This is a genomic window from Magnetospirillum fulvum MGU-K5, assembly GCF_000442515.1.
Taxonomy (GTDB): Bacteria; Pseudomonadota; Alphaproteobacteria; order Rhodospirillales; family Magnetospirillaceae; genus Phaeospirillum; species Phaeospirillum fulvum_B.
The window spans coordinates 34,803-51,776 of sequence record NZ_AQPH01000014.1 but is presented as its reverse complement, the minus strand read 5'-3'; the positions used below and the strand labels follow the sequence as shown (position 1 = coordinate 51,776).

Sequence of the window (16,974 nt, the reverse complement as noted above, 5' to 3'; positions counted from 1 at the left end):
ATCCGGACGGTCATTGCTGCGCACCGGGATCGGGGGCTATCCTATTTGTTTAACGCGAAGGTTCGCATCCGGGGGGACGATGAGCATACGCAACCTGAAGCCGCTGTTTCGGCCGCAATCGATTGCGGTTGTTGGGGCCTCGACCAAGCCCAAAAGCATCGGCTGGGTGGTCATGCGCAATCTGTTGCAGGAGGAATTTGCCGGGCCGGTGATGCCGGTAACGCCCGATCACCCCTCGGTCGCCGGCGTTCTGGCCTATCCCAACGTCGCCTGTCTGCCCCAGGCACCCGATCTGGCGCTGATCTGTACCCCGCCCGAGACCGTTCCCGGCATCCTCGACACGTTGGGACAGCGGGGCACCCGCGCCGCCTGCATCATGACGCATGGCCTGCATCAGGCTGTCACCCCGGATGGTCATAGCGTGATCGAGCGGACACTGGCGATGGCCCGCGCCCACGACATGCGCATTCTCGGCCCCAGCAGCATGGGGATTCTGGTCCCGGGAATCGGGTTGAACGCCAGCTTCGCCCATCGCGGGGCCCGTCCGGGCAAGCTTGCCTTCGTGTCTCAATCCGGCGCGTTGTGTACGGCGGTGCTCGATTGGGCCCGCCCGCGCGAGATCGGCTTTTCCCACTTCATCCACCTGGGCGATACCGACGGAGTCGATTTCGGCGACGTGCTCGACTATCTCGGCAGCGATCCCTCGACCCGGGCCATCCTGCTCTATATCGAGACGATCCAGCAGCGGCGCAATTTCATGTCGGCAGCCCGCGCCGCCGCCCGCAACAAGCCGATTCTCGCGATCAAGGCCGGACGCAGTATGGAAGGCGCCCGCGCCGCCGCCTCGCATACCGGGGTTCTGGCCGGGTCCGATCTGGTGTTCGATGCCGCGATGCGTCGGGCCGGCATGTTGCGGGTCCGCGATATCGACGAGATTTTCGGCGCGGTCGAGACGCTGGCGCGAGCCCGCCCGATCAAGGGGCGCCGTCTGGCGATCCTGACCAATGGGGGCGGGATCGGTGTCCTGGCCGCCGACGATCTGGCCGAGCGCAATGGCGAACTGGCCGTGCTGCCCGACGATGTGATCGCCAAACTCGACGCGGTCTTGCCGCCGAACTGGTCACGCGGCAATCCGGTCGATATCGCTGGTGACGCCGACGGTGAACGCTATGTTAAGGCGCTGACGATCCTGACCGAATGCAAATCGGTCGATGCCGTGCTGGTAATGCACGCTCCCAGCGCGATCTCCGATCCGACCGAAGTGGCGACCGCAGTGATCCGCAGTTGCAAGGACCGCCCCCGCGCCACCATCATGACCTGCTGGGTCGGCAACGAAGCGGTGGCTCATGCCCGCCACATGTTCAGCGGGGCCGGGATCCCGGCCTATGACACCCCGCGCGCGGCGATCCAGGCCTTCATGCATCTGATCGAATATCGCCGCAATCAGACCCTGCTGATGGAAGTCCCGGCTTCGGCTCCTCTCGATTTCGTGCCCGACACCGCCCGCGCCCGCGCCCTGATCGACAATGCGCTGGCCCATGGCGGCGGCACTTTGAACGAACCCGAGGCCAAGGCGGTGCTGGAAGCCTATGGGATTCCCGCCGTCGAGACCCATGTCGCCGAAACTCCGGCCGAAGCCGGGCGGATCGCCGCGACGATGAGCGGGCGGATCGCGCTGAAAATTCTGTCGCCCGACATCGTTCACAAATCCGATGTCGGGGGCGTGGTGCTGAACCTGACCGGCGCGGCCGAAGTCGAAAAAGCCGCCAGCGATATGCTCGATCGCGTCGTCCAGTTCTATCCGGGAGCCCGGATCACCGGCTTTACCGTCCAGACGATGGCACGGCGAGCCGGCGCACAGGAATTGATCGTCGGTGTCGCCACCGATCCAGTGTTTGGCCCGGTGATCATGTTCGGCCAGGGAGGAATTGCGGTCGAGGTGATCGCCGACCGGGCGATGGCCCTGCCCCCGCTCAACACCACGCTGGCTTATGAGTTGATCTCGCGGACCCGGGTCTCCCGCCTGCTCGAAGGCTATCGCGGTCGCCCGCCCGCCGACCGCGAGGCCATCGCCCGGACCCTGGTGCATCTGTCGCAACTGGTGGTCGATTTCCCTGAAATCGTCGAACTCGACCTCAACCCGCTGTTCGCCGATTCAAAAGGCGTGCTGGCGCTCGACGCCCATATCTCGGTTGCCCCGGCCAAGCCCGGCACCGAGCATCTGGCGATCCGCCCCTATCCCAAAGAGCTTGAGGAGATCTTCGCCCTGCCCGACGGGCAAAAAGCGCTGCTGCGCCCGATTCGTCCCGAAGACGAGCCCAACCACCACGTCTTCATCTCGAAACTGACGCCCGAGGACATCCGCTTCCGCTTCTTCGGTCTGGTCCACGAACTGCCGCACAGCGAAATGGCCCGGCTGACCCAGATCGATTATGACCGCGAGATGGCCTTCATCGCCGAAACCGCGATCCAGAATGGCAAGGAAACGGTGGGCGTGGTCCGCACCGTCACCGATCCCGATAATGAAAAAGCCGAGTTCGCGATCGTCGTCCGCTCGGACATCAAGGGAACCGGGCTGGGCAAACGTCTGCTGGTCAAAATGATCGATTATTGCCGCTCGCGCGGAACCCGATCGATTGCTGGGCAGGTGTTGAAGGACAATCCGCGGATGCTGGCCTTCGTCCAGCATCTCGGCTTTGTCCCGACCCGCACCGTCGATGGAGACATTCTCGAAGTCGAACTCGACCTGCGCAATCCAGCCCAGACCGCTCCCGACCCCGACCCGGGCGGGCCGTAACCGGCGTTACAGCCGGATCTGGCTGCCCAGTTCGACCACCCGTCCCGGCGGAATGTGGAAGAACTCGGTGGCGGGAACGGCATTGCGGCTCATCACCACGAACAGGCGCTCGCGCCATTCCGGCATGTCGTGATGCGCCGAGGGCGCCAGGGTTTCGTGGCCAAGGAAGAACGTGGTGTCCATCATGTCGAACTCGAGTCCGTGCAGCGCCTTGCACAGCCGCAGGACCTTGGGGATATCGGGTTCCTGGATGAAGCCATAGCGAACGGAGATCCGATAGAACCCGTCGGACAGGTTTTCGACCGTCAGACGGTCGCGGCCATGCACGCGGGGAATATCCTCGACCGTGACGGTCATGAACACGACGCGACGGTGCAGCACCTTATTGTGCTTTAGGTTATGCAGCAGGGCGAGCGGCACCGTCTGGGAATTTCCGGTCATGTAGATCGCAGTCCCATCGACACGGATGACGCTGGGATTGACCTTTTGCTGCTCCAGGAAGTTCGGCAGCGGGATTGCCCCTTCGGCAAGACGGCGGTCGAGAATCGCCCGCCCCTTGCGCCAAGTCCCCATCAGCAGCAACATCCCCGCCCCGACCAGCAGCGGGAACCAGCCGCCATGGCCGAACTTCATCAGATTGGCGGCGAAGAAGGCGAGATCGACCGCCAGCATGACCCCGCCAACCCCACGCACAGCCACAGCGGCCAGCGCCACAACGTCCGCGCCACTACCATCACCAGAATCGAGGTGGCCGCCATCGTCCCGGTCACTGCGATCCCGTAAGCGGTGGCCAGCCCCGACGAGCTTTGGAAACCAACGACCAGGGCGACGACCCCCAGCATCAGCCCCCAATTGGCGCGGGGGACGTAAATCTGCCCCTCTTCCTCGTCGGAGGTATGGTGGATCGCCAGACGGGGGGAATAGCCCAATTGCATCGCCTGACGCGACAGCGAGAACACTCCCGAAATCACCGCCTGACTGGCGATCACCGCCGCAGCGGTCGACAAAAAGACCATCGGCACCACAGCCCAGCTGGGTACCAGCATATAGAACGGGTTCTGCGCCGCTGCGGGGTCGGCCAGCACCAAGGCCGACTGTCCGAGATAGTTCAGCAGCAGCGCGGGAAGCACCAGCACACTCCAGACCAGCCGGATCGACACTTTGCCGAAATGGCCCATGTCGGCATACAGCGCTTCGGCCCCGGTCACCGCCAGAACCACCGATCCCAGGGTCAGGAACGCGATCCAGCCATGATCGAGGAGAAACGTCACGGCGTACCGGGGATCAAAGGCACCGACAATGGCGGGATTATCGAAAATCTGGACAAGCCCGAGCAGGCCAATCGTCACGAACCACACCACCATCACCGGACCGAACAGCCGCCCGACCCGCTCGCTGCCCCGACTCTGCATCAGGAACAGCCAGATCAGCACCGCCAGCGACAGCGGCACGACAACGGGGCTTAGTGCCGGGGTAAGAACTTCGATCCCTTCGATCGCCGACAGAACCGACACCGCCGGGGTAATCATCCCGTCGCCAAAGAACAGACCGGCCCCGATCAAGCCCAGCGCCATCACTGGCCCCGCCGCCGCCCGGCCAGGTCCGACCGAGCGCAGAGCCAACGCCAGCAGAGCGAGAATGCCGCCTTCTCCCCGATTGTCGGCCCGCATCAATAAAACGACATATTTCAGGGTAACAATCAGCAGCAGCGCCCACACCACCATCGAGGCGATGCCCAGCACGTTGTCGGCGTTCGGCTCGATCCCATGGCTGGGATTGAAACATTCCTTCAGGGTGTAAAGCGGGCTGGTGCCGATATCGCCATAGACCACCCCAGCGGCGGCAAGCGACAACGCGCCCAGACGGGCCTTCGTTCCCGGCGTAGCGGGAAGGCTGGTTGAAACCGTCGTCATTTTTGATCCCCCGCCGGTCAGATTTCCACCTGGCTACCGAGTTCAACCACCCGATCGCTGGGCAGATGAAAGAAGTCGGCGGCACTGGTGGAGGTGCGGGACAAGGTGGCGAACAATTGCTCGCGCCAGCCGGAAAAGCCGGGACGCTTGAGCGGAATCACCGTCTCGCGCGAAACGAAATAGGACACCGACATCGGCTCATAGAAAAAGCCGAGCTGGTCGCTGCGGGCCTGAGCCAGCGCCTTGGGAATGTTGGGGCTCTCCATGAAACCATAGCGCAGATACAGGCGATGCACATTGGGAGCGATCAACCGGTTTTCCAGTCTGCGGTCCTCGGGAATGAATGGCGTTTCTTCGACCAGAACGGTCAGCAGCACGACCCGTTCATGCATGATCCGATTGTGCTTCAGATTATGCAGCAGGGCGATTGGCACGCCCTCGGACGTACCGGTCAGAAAGACCGCTGTTCCCGGCACACGCGGCACCCGGTCAGACAGGCTGGCCAGGAAATCAACCACCGGAAAGGAATGGGCTTTCAACCGTTCCATCAACTGACGGCGGCCGCGTTTCCAGGTGGTCAACATCGTGAACACCATCAGGCCGACCGCCAGGGGGAACCACCCGCCATAGGGAATCTTGGTCGCGTTGGCGAGGAAGAAGGCAAGATCGACCACCAGGAAGCATCCGACGAAAATCCCGGCCTTGCGCGGGGTCCACTTCCAGATCAGCAACATCACCGAGCCGATCAGCAGCGAATCGATCACCATCGTTCCCGTCACCGCAACGCCATAGGCGGCGGCAAGGTTACTGGAGGTCTGGAAGCCTAAAACCAACGCGAACACCGAAATCATCAGCATCCAGTTGATGAAGGGAAGGTAGATCTGGCCGATCTCTTCCCGCGAGGTATGGATGATTTCCATCCGCGGCAGATAGCCCAGCTGAATCGCCTGCCGGGTCACTGAAAACGCACCGGAAATCACCGCTTGGCTGGCGATCACCGTCGCCGCCGTCGCCAAAAGAACCATCGGCATCGTTGCCCAGGCAGGGGCAAGGCGGAAGAACGGGTTGGCCAGCGCCGAGGGGTCGGTCAGCAACAATGCACCCTGACCGAAATAGTTCAGCACCAGCGCGGGCAGCACCAGCAGATACCACGCCAGCCGGATCGGCAGGCGGCCGAAATGGCCCATGTCGGTGTAAAGCGCCTCGGCCCCGGTCACCGCCAGAACCACCGATCCCAGCGCCAGAAAGGCGTGCCAATCCTCGCGCACCAGAAACATCAGGGCGTGATGAGGACTAAGCGCGGCAAGAACCCACGGGGCATGAACGATATTGCGGATACCGAGAATGGCCAGGACAGCAAACCATCCCAGCATCACCGGACCGAACAGCCGCCCGACGACGGTGGTCCCCTGCCGCTGAATCAGAAACAGCGCCGCCAGCACGGTCAAAGTCAGCGGCACCACCCAGCGTTCCAAACTGGGGGCGGCCACGCCCAATCCCTCGACCGCCGACAGAACCGAAATCGCCGGGGTGATCATGCTATCGCCATAGAACAGGGCCGCGGCGAAGATTCCCAGCGCACTGACCAGCAGGGCGAGACGCTTGTTCCCTTCGGCGGCATGACTGACCAAAGCCAGCAGCGCCAGAGAGCCGCCCTCGCCCCGATTGTCGGCCCGCATGATCACGATCACATACTTGAACGAGACGATCATGGTAATCGACCAGAACACCAGCGACAGAATGCCAAGAACATTGGCACGGTCCATCGTCAGGGCGTGCGGGCCCGAGAAGATTTCCTTCATCGCATAAAGCGGGCTGGTGCCGATATCGCCGAACACCACGCCGATCGCGGCAAGCATCAGAGCAGGCACATTCCGGGACGTCCCCTCGGCCTGGGTGGCTGTCATGTCGGGGTCCCCCGCAGAATTGATCGGCACATGCCTACCCGGATTGAGTCAGGAGTCAAGCATCGTAAGCAAAATTCCCTTTTTGAGGGAATTTTGCCACCCACGACCGACGCCCGTCCTAGTCTCAAAACAATTTCGAGGCGAAACCCCGGGCCATGACCTCCGCCATTCCACATCATAGATTGGCGTTTTGAGCTGCGGAGGAGAGCGTCTCCTCGACAAAAGCGGGAACCAATTCCGAGGCCGGTCCGGTGCGAACCTCGTGAAACAGACTGGCACCGTGAGACGGCTCCAGATTGAGTTCGACCGTCCGGGCTCGACCGGCCTCACGCACCGCCGTGACGAACCCGGCAGCCGGATAGACATGGCCGGACGTCCCGATCGAGACGAACAAAGAGCACTTTTCCAGCGCCGCCAGGATGCGGTCCATCTCCAGCGGCACCTCGCCGAACCAGACGACGTGGGGCCGCAATGTTCCAGTTCGCTCACACTCGGGGCACAGGCTGGATTCATCGATATCGGCGGCCCAAGGGAGCGGACGGGCACAGCGTTCACACCGCACCTTCAGTAATTCGCCATGCATGTGGATCAGCCGCGAGGTTCCGGCGCGTTCGTGCAGATCGTCGATGTTCTGCGTCACCACCAACACCTCGCCCGGCCATTCCCGCTCCAGCCGCGCCAAGGCCAGATGGGCCGGATTGGGCTCGACGCTGCCTTGGGACAATTCGCGCCGCCGGGCGTTATAGAACGCCTGAACCCGCTGCGGATTGCGGCGATATCCTTCCGGGGTGGCAACATCCTCAATCCGGACCCGCGCCCACAGACCGTCATGGTCGCGAAAGGTATCAAGACCGGATTCTTTCGAAATACCGGCTCCGGTCAGCACGACAATGCTGCCGGGCGAGGAGACCTGATGCATGGCGGTGTCCGTTCTCTTCGCTATAATGTGGGCTGTGATCGAAAACCGGAACGCAGCAATGGTCAAGGTTCTGTTCGTCTGTACAGGGAATATCTGCCGCTCCCCGACCGCCGAAGGGGTTTTCCGGGCCATGGTCGACGCCCGAAATCTGTCGGAGGCGATCCTGACCGATTCGGCAGGCACGCACGCCTATCATGTCGGTGATCCGCCCGATACCCGCTCGATTGCGGCGGCGGCGCGGCGGGGGATCGATTTAACACCGCTACGGGCCCGAGTCGTTGCCGCCGAGGATTTCGACCGTTTTGACCTGATCCTGGCGATGGATCGCGGCCATCTTGATCTGCTGCGACGGCGCTGTCCGCCGGACAGTTTGGACCGGGTGCGACTGTTTCTGTCGTTCGCTCCGACGCTCGGGGTTCACGACGTCCCCGACCCGTATTACGGCGGATCGGAGGGGTTTGAACAGGTGCTTGACCTGATCGAGGCTGGTGCCGCCGGGCTGCTCGACCATCTCGTTGCTCGTTCGAAATAATCGCCCAACCAGACGAGGATCGCCATGATCCGACCTTAGTCGGGCAGTTCCGGCGATGGCAGGGTGAAGGAGAACACACTGCCTTGGCCGGGACGCGACTTGACCGAAATCCGACCGCCCAGAGTCTGAACGATCCGCTTGCAGATCGCCAGTCCGACGCCGCTTCCCCCCGGGCCGTTATGTGGACTGAGACGACGGAACAGTTCAAACACGTCCTGCTCGGCCGGATCGAACCCGATTCCATTGTCGGCTATGGAAAATTCCCACTCACCCTCGCGCCGGCGAGCAGAAATCTCGACTCGCAAGAGACGGTCGGCAGAGCGGAACTTGACCGCATTGCTGATCAGGTTCTGGAACAATTGTAGCAATGGCAATTCATCGGCACGGACAATCGGCAAATCAACAATGACGATCTCGGCCCGGCTTTCGCGGATGATCAGGTCAAGATTCTCGATCGCCGCCCGGCAAGCCGCGTCTGACGACACCCAGGCAGGCGGCCCGACATTCGACGAGATATAGGAATAGGCCAGCAGCCCGCCGATCAGATCGTGCATGCGGCGGGCACCATCGACGACGAACCGCAGATAATCCCGCCCGGTCTGGTCGAGGCCATCGCCAAGGTGGCGTTCAAGCAATTGGGCAAAACTGGTGACCGAGCGCAGCGGTTCACGTAAATCATGAGCCGCGACAAAGGCATAGCGTTCGAGTTCGGTGTTCATCACCGTCAGCCGGTCGATCACCGCCTGCATCGCGGCGGCGTTGGACTCCTGCTCGGCCAGACGGGCTTGGATCACGGCGATCTGACGCTCGCGGATCGCCGATTCCCGTCGGCCGATGACGTTGCGGACCCGCGCCAGGACCAGCGGAGCAACGAACGGTTTATGAATGAAATCGTCGGCACCGAGCGAGAGGCCGTGCTCCTCGTCACGGGCGGATTCAAGACCACTCAGGAAGATCAGGGGAAGATCGCGTGTGGTCGGGCACTCACGCAACCGGCGGCACACTTCGAACCCGTCCAGACCGGGCATCACCACGTCGAGCAGGACCAGATCGGGAAGCGTCTCACGCTCCACCGCCGCCAGAGCGGCCAGACCGTCCGAAGCGATCTCGACCTCATACGACGCCGACAACAGGTCCTCAAGAACCAGACAATTATCGAGTTGGTCGTCAACGACCAGAATGCGCGGCCGGGCTCTCATTGCGGCACCGACAGATCGGAGTGAGCCCGATCATGGGCCTCGATCTCAGCCAACAACGCTTCGACTGCCTGGGCCAGAGGCTCGGCCAGCGCAACCGGATCGGCATCGGCTCCATCGGCCAAAGCCGCTCGTTCTGTTTCCATCGCCCGGACCCGCAGCGATTCGGCAAACACATTGCCAGCGGTCCCTTTGACCGCATGGGCGATCTGGGAAATCTCGGCCAATTGCCCGGTCTGGGCGGCTCGACGCAGCGCGTCTGCCGTCTCGGCATGAGAATGGGTCACGGCGGCGGTCAGTCGGGCCACAAAGCTTTCCCGGCCCGGATATTGACGGGCCAGCGCATCCCAATCGATGCCGGACATCACTTCGACCGAACTGAGCGGGACGGCCGGACTGGGCTGACGGGCCTGACGGCGAATGACCGCGACCAGTTTGTCCATGTGGATCGGCTTGGTGACATGGGCGACCATCCCCGCCGCAAGGCACCGGCCCTCTTCCTCGGGCATCGCGTGGGCCGTGACCCCGATCACCGGCAGGCCGGGGGCCAGAACCGACAGACGTTGAGCCAATTCGTATCCATCCATTTCCGGCATCTGAATGTCAGTCAGCACCAGGTCGAAAGCCCCCTCGCCTTTTTGTTCGACAATCTCCAGGGCTTCACGCCCATTAACCGCCAGGGTCAGAACCGCTCCCGCCAGGGTCAGCATCTCGTCGAGAACCAGACGATTGACCTCGTTATCCTCAGCGGCAAGGATGGTATAGCCGTTCAGGGGCCGTTCCATCGAAGACGAGGGACTGAGCGAAACCGGCTCAACGGCGAGAACGTGACGCGCCCGCAACGGCCAATCCAGCCCACCGGCCAGATCGGACAACCCTGGCGGCACCCGTCCATTGTCGGGATCGGCCGCGACCAGGAGCCGCCGCCCCAATTGGGCCAGCTTACGCAAAATCAGATGATTGGCGGTCTCGGCGGCGAAAGCATGGCCCAGCACCAGGATATCGCCCTCCGGCAACAGATCGCTGAGATCGGCCGCCACGGAGACTATGCACCCCCGCGCCTGCAAAGCGATCCTCAGCGCCTCGGCATCATCGTCAGCCAGACCGACCAGAGCCACCGAGGCTATTGCGGTCGGGGCCGGACTCTCTTCAGCCACCGCCTCCAGCGGCAAGCGAACGGTGAACAGACTCCCCGTACCCAAGGTACTTTCGACCGAAATCTCGCCATCCATCAGATTAACCAGATGGCGGCAGATCGACAGGCCAAGCCCGCTGCCGCCGTAATGGCGGGTGGTCGAACCGTCGGCCTGTTCGAATGGCTGGAACAGCCGCCCGATCTGCTCGACCGTCATCCCGATGCCGGTATCGGAGACCCGCAGCAGCAATTTGCCGCCGACGCTGTCGACCGACACCACCACGGTACCGCCCGTCGGGGTGAACTTCACCGCATTCGACAGCAGATTGCCAAGGACCTGGGTCTGGCGCAGTGAGTCGCCCAGGATCGACACCGGAAGCCCGGGGGCCTCCTCGACCCGGAACCGCAGGCCTTTTTCGTAGGCGCGGTGCGAGACCAAGGCGACGGCGCGATCGACCATCGCCCCCAGGATCAGCGGCGCTTTCTCGGCCTGAACCTTGCCTGCTTCGATCTTCGAGAAATCGAGGACATCGTCGACGACTTCCAGCAACGCCTGCCCCGAATCCAGAATGCGTGAGAACAGACCCTGGGCGCGGTCGAGTTGCCGCTCGACCCGGCCGATCTGGGCCAGCCCCAGCACGGCATTCAGCGGAGTGCGGATTTCATGGCTCATATTGGCCAGGAAATCGCGGCGCAAGCGGGCAAGACGCTGGGCTTCGGCCAGGGCAGCTTCGCGGGCCTGATCGGCTTCTATCCGTGCCGTGATATCGGAAAAGCTGACCACCACGCCAACGATCGTTTCGTCCTGCATCATCGGATGAACGGCATAGGCGACCGGGAATGCGGAGCCGTCGGCGCGCCAGAACACCTCGTCAGTGGTGCGGCGAACTACACCGTCATGCACCGTCGAGAAGGCCGGGCAGAGGTGATCGGGATACACGCTGCCGTCGGCATAGCTATGGTGGAAGGTGGCGTGCGAGCCTCGCCCCAACAATTCCGACGGGGCGTATCCCAGCATTTGGCAGGCGGCAGAATTGATGAAGGTCAGGCTGCCATCGACATCCATCCCATATAATCCATCGGCGCTTGATTCCAGAATCAGCCGCAGCTTGCTTTCCGCTGCACGCAATTCGGCAGTCCGCATCGTCACCACGTCTTCAAGATGGTGACGATAAAGATCAAGTTCCTGCCCGATTCTTTTCCGTTCGGTGATGTCGTCCTTGATCGCCAGATAGTGAGACACCGCGCCGTCTTCGTTGCGGACTGGCGAGATACGGGCGAATTCAATGAAGATTTCACCGTTCTTGCGGCGGTTGATGAATTCGCCCTGCCACGGCTGGCCGTCGGACAGGGTGCGCCACAAATCGGCATAGGTGGTCGCAGGGGTCAGACCCGAGGAAACGATGTTGGGATTGTGGCCGATCAGTTCGTCGCGAGCATAGCCGGTCATGTTGAGGAAGGCTTCGTTGACATACTCGATCATCCCACCAACCGCGTTGGTGATCTGAATCCCGTTCGGACTCTGCTCAACCGCCAGCGAGAGTTTGCGCACTTGTTCCCGTGACAACACCCGTTCGGTGACGTTCTCGGACATGATCAGGATTCCACCGATCTGGCCGTCATCCTCCATCCATGGCCGAATCTCCCAATGCAGCCATTCCGTGCTGCCATCATCGCGGACATAGGGGTCTTCGTCAGATTTTTCGGTCGCCCCCGCAAGGCAACGCCGGTGAATGTCACGCCAGCGCTCGGGGATATCCGGAAAAATATCGTAATGACATTTACCGATCACATCAGTCCTATTCAACCGATAATCGGTTAGCCAGCGACGACTGACGAACATATAACACATCTGGCGGTCGAGCATCGCCAGTGCGGCCGGAGCATTTTCAATGAACAGCCTGAGCTTCGCCTCGGCAGCGCCCAGCCGTAACGCCGCCTGCTTACGCTCGGTAATATCGGTGACGACGCCCGAGACCATCTCGACCGTCCCATCGGGGCGGCGCAACGGATAGGCACGGGAATTGACCCAACACAAGGTGCCGTCACCGCGTTGAATGCGAAATTCAATGTCACAGGGAACCCCCTCCCGCACCGCATCGAAGGCCGTCCGAACCATCTGGCAATCATCGGGATGGATGGGGGTCATCCATGCCAGACCGTTATCGTACAAGTCCTGGCAGCGCATCCCCCAAATCGGCTCGAAGGCGGGGCTAAGATAATCGAACCGCGAGAAATCGGGCGTCGCCAACCAAAACACCTCGCCAACCGTTTCAGCCATACGGCGGAAGCGTTCCTCGGCCTGCAACCGCGCCTGTTCGGCTTGTTTACGGTCACTGATGTCCTGGAGGGTCCCTCGGATCGTAACCACTTTTCCATCGGCAAGGACGGGAGAGCCAATCGTACGAACCCATTTGAGACTCCCTTTAGACGTCTGCATTTCAAGTTCGAGGTCGTAGGGACGACCCAACGCGATCGCGTCGTTCAGTGCGGTTTCAAGCATGGTGCGCTGTTCGCCCTGGAACATGCTCAATCCCTGTTCGACCGAAGCCGCTACGCCCGGTTCCAGATCATGGATACGAACGACTTCATCGGTCAGGGCGACCCGATGGTTTTCAACATCAAGGCTCCAGGCCCCGATTTTGGCGATACTGCTCATCTCGTGCAGCAGCGCATCTTTTTCCCGGAGCGAAGCCTCGGCAATCTTGCGCTCGGTCACATCCAGGGCGAGGCCACTGCGCAGGTGAAACACCTCTTCCAGATCGGAGTGAGCCGGACGGGAAATAAACTGGACCCATTTGCGCCGTCCTGAGGGCGTGGTGATTTGCACCTCGCAGGCATACAATTCGCCAGCTTCCGCGGCGGCCTTCTGGCCAACCCGCATCCGTACCCCGTCCTCCGGATCCATCATCATGCGAAGCACGCCGATATCAGCGACGGCGGCTTCGGGCTCGACCTCGAAAATCTCCCGGCAATAATCGCTGGCATAGAGCAAACGGGGGACACCCTCGGCATCCTCGCAATAATCGTACAGCATGCCGGGGACGGTCGAAGCAAGCCGGGCCAGCTTTTCGCTGCTGCGACGCAACGCGCTTTCCGCCTGCCAGCGGGCCGAGATATCCCGACCGATCCCCAGAACCCCGGTGATGGTTCCATTGGCGTCGCGCACCGGGTTCTTGATCGTTTCCAGCAAGACACGGTGACCATCATCAGCAAAGTTGATCCATTCCTCGTTGACGACGGGATGGCCCAGCTTCATGGCTCGCCGGTCGTTGCTGCGGAACAGATCAGCCATGTCGCGTGGCACCAGATCGTAATCGGTGCGGCCGACAATTTCGGCTTCCGGATAGCCGACAAACTGTTCGAACATCGGGTTGCAGATGATGAAACGACCCTCGGTGTCCTTGAGCCACACCAGATCGGGCAGACCATCGATCAGAGTGCGCAACAGACGGCGCTCCGCGGCCAGAGCACGTTCGGCGGCACGGCGGTCGGCATTGTCTTCGAATACCATCACGACGCCCAGCAACCGTCCGTCCTGGGCGCGGATCGGAGCGGCCCGGTCATGAATAGGAATCTCGCGACCGTCTCGTGCCAACAGCAACGTATGGTTGGCTAGGCCCACAACCTCGCCGGTCGCGATCACCTGAGCGACCGGATCGACGACGGTGAGGCGCTCATCCTCGGAAATAACGCGAAAAACCTCGGAGACATGGCGGCCCACCGCCTCATCCCGCCGCCACCCGGTTAAGGCCTCGGCCGCCGGATTGATAAACGTCACCAATCCCGCCGTGTTGGTCGAAATCACCGCATCGCCAATGCTGTTCAGGGTCACTGCCTGAATCTGGCGGTTTATCTCGGCCTGTAAACGCAGACGGTGCAGCGCTTCACTCAGAATACTGACCAGAAGCCCAGAGGCAATCAGCACCAGCCACTGAAATTGATCGAAGGAATGAGTGATCGCCAGACTGCCGACGGGTGAAATCGCCAGGAGATCGACCGCCAACGCCGACAGCATTGTCGCCACCACCCCCGGCCCCAATCCACCCAATAGGGCGGACAGGACAATCGGGGGCACGAACAGAATCAAAAGAGAACTGCTCGGAAACGAAGCTGCGATCGCGGCACGAAGGGCGATCGTGACAAGGCAGGACAGAATTGCAAAAGAATAAGCCGCCCATTTGGGCAAGGTTCCGCTTCGGCCAAGTGAAAACGGAGCCGACGGGCCGGGCAAGGGAAGATCCGCCGGCACTCGATCGGGAACACGTTGGAGCAGAACAAACAGGGCAAAAGCGGTCAGAAGAATGAAACCGCCGCCCTTGACCAACTCGACCCAACCGATTTGGTCATCGGGAGCCAGCCAGAACAACAGGGAATCGGAGGATAAAATCCAGGCGAACCCCAAAACCCCATAGGCCAGGGTCGCAATGGCGATGAACCGGTCGCGGGAAGGCGCGGGCATCCCGGTCTTCACTCCCCACCATCAAGGTTCCCAACCGCCGTCGCCCGCACCGGGCGACAGCGTGGATATGACTTATACTATAGTCATGATTTGCGACCGGAACAACCTTGAGGCTTATCAGGGATAGGCCCTAAGATAGGACGATCAGAGTCCAGACTGCCGCAACAGATACAACAGGGCCACGGCACCGCCCGCCACCAGCAGGAACGGCTTCAGCATCCCCCAGATGAAGCGATTCATCGCCACAGCGCTGGACACGCGCTTGGTCGGCGGGGCGGATTGGGTCTCGGTCTCTTCGGTCATGGTCGGTCCCGATTGGTGGTTGCGTCAAGGCGCGCAGTCTACGACGAGGCGTCTTGGCCTCCAAGGGGGTTCAGCGTCTCCTCACCGTCGGTTTAGGGGCATAGGGTGGTTGACACCCGGTCGATCATCGGCCATCACCCACCGGGTGCGATATCGCCAAAAAGGATGCTGAGATGGCCCTTGTCAAAACCGTCGCCACCACCCCGTTTGCCGGGCAAAAACCTGGGACGTCCGGACTGCGCAAAAAAGTCACGGTCTTCGTCCAGCCCCATTACCTTGAGAATTTCGTGCAGTCGGTGTTCGACAGCATCGGCGACACCACGGGAAAAACCCTGACGCTGGGGGGCGACGGTCGCTATTTCAATCGAACCGCGATCCAGATCATCCTGAAGATGGCCGCCGCCGCCGGGTTCGCCCGGGTGATGGTTGGGCGTGGTGGCATTCTGTCGACCCCGGCGGCATCTTGCGTAATTCGCAAATACCAGACGTTCGGCGGGATCATCCTTTCGGCCAGCCACAATCCAGGCGGCCCGCACGAAGATTTCGGGATCAAATACAATATTCCGGCGGGTGGACCGGCCCCCGAGGCGATCACCGAGGCGATCTACGCCCGATCGCAGATCATCGAATCTTACCGGATCGTCGAGACCGACGACATCGACCTTGACCAGTTGGGAAATATTCGGATCGGCGAGATGGACGTCGAGATTTTCGATCCCGTCGCCGATTACGCCGATCTGATGGAAACCCTGGTTGATTTTAATGCGATCCGGGCCCTGTTCGCCTCGGGCTTCCGGATGCGCTTCGACGCGATGAACGCGGTCACCGGCCCATATGCCCACGAGATTCTCGAACGCCGCCTGGGAGCGGAAGTCGGCACGGTGTTGAACGGCACCCCGCTTGAAGATTTCGGCGGCGGCCATCCCGATCCCAATCTGGCTCATGCCCACGATCTGGTGGCGGCGCTGACCGGAGCGGATGCCCCCGATTTCGGAGCTGCTTCGGACGGGGACGGCGATCGCAACATGATCCTCGGCCGCGATTTTTATGTGACGCCTTCGGATTCGCTCGCGGTGCTGGCCGCCAACGCCCACCTGTGCCCCGGTTATGCGCGGGGATTGGCCGGGATCGCCCGCTCGATGCCGACCAGCGCCGCCGCCGACCGGGTTGCGGCGAAGCTGGGCATCCCCAGCTTCGAAACGCCGACCGGATGGAAGTTCTTTGGCACCTTGCTCGACGCGGGCAAGGCGACCCTGTGCGGCGAGGAAAGCTTCGGCACCGGATCGGACCATGTGCGCGAAAAGGACGGGCTGTGGGCCGTCCTGATGTGGCTCAACATCCTGGCGCGGCGGCGGGAAAGTGTGGCCGACATCGTCACGGCACACTGGCGCGAATATGGCCGCAACGTTTACTCTCGTCACGATTACGAGGGGATCGAGAGTGCCGCCGCCGAAGGTCTGATGGACCATCTGCGCGGGCTCAAGCTGGTCGGAACCGTGCTGGACGGCCGGGCTGTGACGACTTTCGACGATTTCGCCTATACCGATCCGGTCGATGGCAGTGTCAGCACCAAACAGGGCATCCGCGTCCTGTTCAGCGATGGAGCCCGCATCGTCTATCGTCTGTCCGGCACGGGCACCCAAGGGGCTACTCTGCGGGTCTATATCGAGCAGTACGAGGCCGATCCGGCGCGCCACACCCTTGATCCCCAGGTCGCGCTGGCCGGGCTGATCATTACCGCCCGGACCCTGGCCCAGATCGAAGCCCGGACCGGCCGGGCCGAACCCACTGTAATCACCTAAGCCCTGGA

At 61.9% G+C, this 16,974-nt stretch carries 9 protein-coding genes and 1 pseudogene; 3 read left to right on the top strand and 7 right to left on the bottom strand.

What is annotated here, in order from left to right; all coding sequences use genetic code 11:
* The first annotated feature begins 79 nt into the window (after nt 1-79).
* A complete protein-coding gene (locus tag K678_RS05740; RefSeq protein WP_021131513.1) occupies nt 80-2,797 on the top strand; it encodes a bifunctional acetate--CoA ligase family protein/GNAT family N-acetyltransferase in 2,718 nt (905 codons plus the stop codon).
* Between the two features lie 6 nt (nt 2,798-2,803).
* On the opposite strand, the gene K678_RS19930 is transcribed toward K678_RS05740, so the two are convergent.
* The 4 genes and pseudogenes from K678_RS19930 to cobB all read right to left on the bottom strand — a co-directional run bounded on the left by K678_RS19930 (nt 2,804) and on the right by cobB (nt 7,536).
* Nucleotides 2,804-3,238: a KUP/HAK/KT family potassium transporter gene (locus tag K678_RS19930; RefSeq protein WP_414532748.1), complete on the bottom strand. Its 435-nt coding sequence runs from the start codon at nt 3,236-3,238 to the stop codon at nt 2,804-2,806.
* Nucleotides 3,239-3,349: 111 nt separating this feature from the next.
* Nucleotides 3,350-4,710 (bottom strand): annotated as a pseudogene (locus K678_RS05735) (potassium transporter Kup); the annotation flags it as partial.
* A gap of 17 nt (nt 4,711-4,727) precedes the next feature.
* Complete coding sequence (locus K678_RS05730; RefSeq protein WP_021131512.1) at nt 4,728-6,617, bottom strand: potassium transporter Kup; 1,890 nt, start codon at nt 6,615-6,617, stop codon at nt 4,728-4,730.
* A gap of 175 nt (nt 6,618-6,792) precedes the next feature.
* On the bottom strand, nt 6,793-7,536 hold the full coding sequence (gene cobB / locus K678_RS05725; protein ID WP_021131511.1) for a Sir2 family NAD+-dependent deacetylase: 744 nt from the start codon (nt 7,534-7,536) through the stop codon (nt 6,793-6,795).
* Between the two features lie 58 nt (nt 7,537-7,594).
* Here cobB and K678_RS05720 point away from each other — a divergent pair, with 58 nt between their 5' ends.
* The gene (locus K678_RS05720) at nt 7,595-8,068 is read left to right on the top strand and encodes a low molecular weight protein-tyrosine-phosphatase (protein ID WP_039852177.1); all 474 of its coding nucleotides are present in this window, start codon (nt 7,595-7,597) and stop codon (nt 8,066-8,068) included.
* A gap of 35 nt (nt 8,069-8,103) precedes the next feature.
* Here the strand turns inward: K678_RS05720 and K678_RS05715 are convergent, their stop codons facing one another.
* The 3 genes from K678_RS05715 to K678_RS18535 form a co-directional block, all read right to left on the bottom strand.
* A complete protein-coding gene (locus tag K678_RS05715) occupies nt 8,104-9,267 on the bottom strand; it encodes a sensor histidine kinase (RefSeq protein ID WP_021131509.1) in 1,164 nt (387 codons plus the stop codon).
* A complete protein-coding gene (locus K678_RS17610; protein WP_021131508.1) occupies nt 9,264-14,861 on the bottom strand; it encodes a PAS domain S-box protein in 5,598 nt (1,865 codons plus the stop codon). The genes K678_RS05715 and K678_RS17610 overlap by 4 nt, the downstream gene beginning before the upstream one ends.
* A 144-nt stretch (nt 14,862-15,005) precedes the next feature.
* Nucleotides 15,006-15,164 carry a hypothetical protein gene (locus K678_RS18535; RefSeq protein ID WP_155804472.1) on the bottom strand — a complete coding sequence of 53 codons (159 nt, stop codon included), beginning with the start codon at nt 15,162-15,164 and terminating at the stop codon, nt 15,006-15,008.
* Nucleotides 15,165-15,337: 173 nt separating this feature from the next.
* Between K678_RS18535 and K678_RS05705 the strand changes: the two genes are divergently transcribed.
* Nucleotides 15,338-16,966 (top strand): alpha-D-glucose phosphate-specific phosphoglucomutase, encoded by a 1,629-nt coding sequence (locus tag K678_RS05705; protein ID WP_021131507.1) that lies wholly within the window; start codon nt 15,338-15,340, stop codon nt 16,964-16,966.
* Nucleotides 16,967-16,974: the final 8 nt, after the last annotated feature.

What these genes read in the sequence shown, in the direction of transcription:
- K678_RS17610 (WP_021131508.1), bottom strand. Translation starts at nt 14,861, where the DNA reads ATGCCCGCGCCTTCCCGCGACCGGTTCATCGCCATTGCGACCCTGGCC.
- K678_RS05720 (WP_039852177.1), top strand. Translation starts at nt 7,595, where the DNA reads ATGGTCAAGGTTCTGTTCGTCTGTACAGGGAATATCTGCCGCTCCCCG.
- K678_RS05740 (WP_021131513.1), top strand. Translation starts at nt 80, where the DNA reads ATGAGCATACGCAACCTGAAGCCGCTGTTTCGGCCGCAATCGATTGCG.
- K678_RS05730 (WP_021131512.1), bottom strand. Translation starts at nt 6,617, where the DNA reads ATGACAGCCACCCAGGCCGAGGGGACGTCCCGGAATGTGCCTGCTCTG.
- cobB (WP_021131511.1), bottom strand. Translation starts at nt 7,536, where the DNA reads ATGCATCAGGTCTCCTCGCCCGGCAGCATTGTCGTGCTGACCGGAGCC.
- K678_RS18535 (WP_155804472.1), bottom strand. Translation starts at nt 15,164, where the DNA reads ATGACCGAAGAGACCGAGACCCAATCCGCCCCGCCGACCAAGCGCGTG.
- K678_RS19930 (WP_414532748.1), bottom strand. Translation starts at nt 3,238, where the DNA reads ATGACCGGAAATTCCCAGACGGTGCCGCTCGCCCTGCTGCATAACCTA.
- K678_RS05705 (WP_021131507.1), top strand. Translation starts at nt 15,338, where the DNA reads ATGGCCCTTGTCAAAACCGTCGCCACCACCCCGTTTGCCGGGCAAAAA.
- K678_RS05715 (WP_021131509.1), bottom strand. Translation starts at nt 9,267, where the DNA reads ATGAGAGCCCGGCCGCGCATTCTGGTCGTTGACGACCAACTCGATAAT.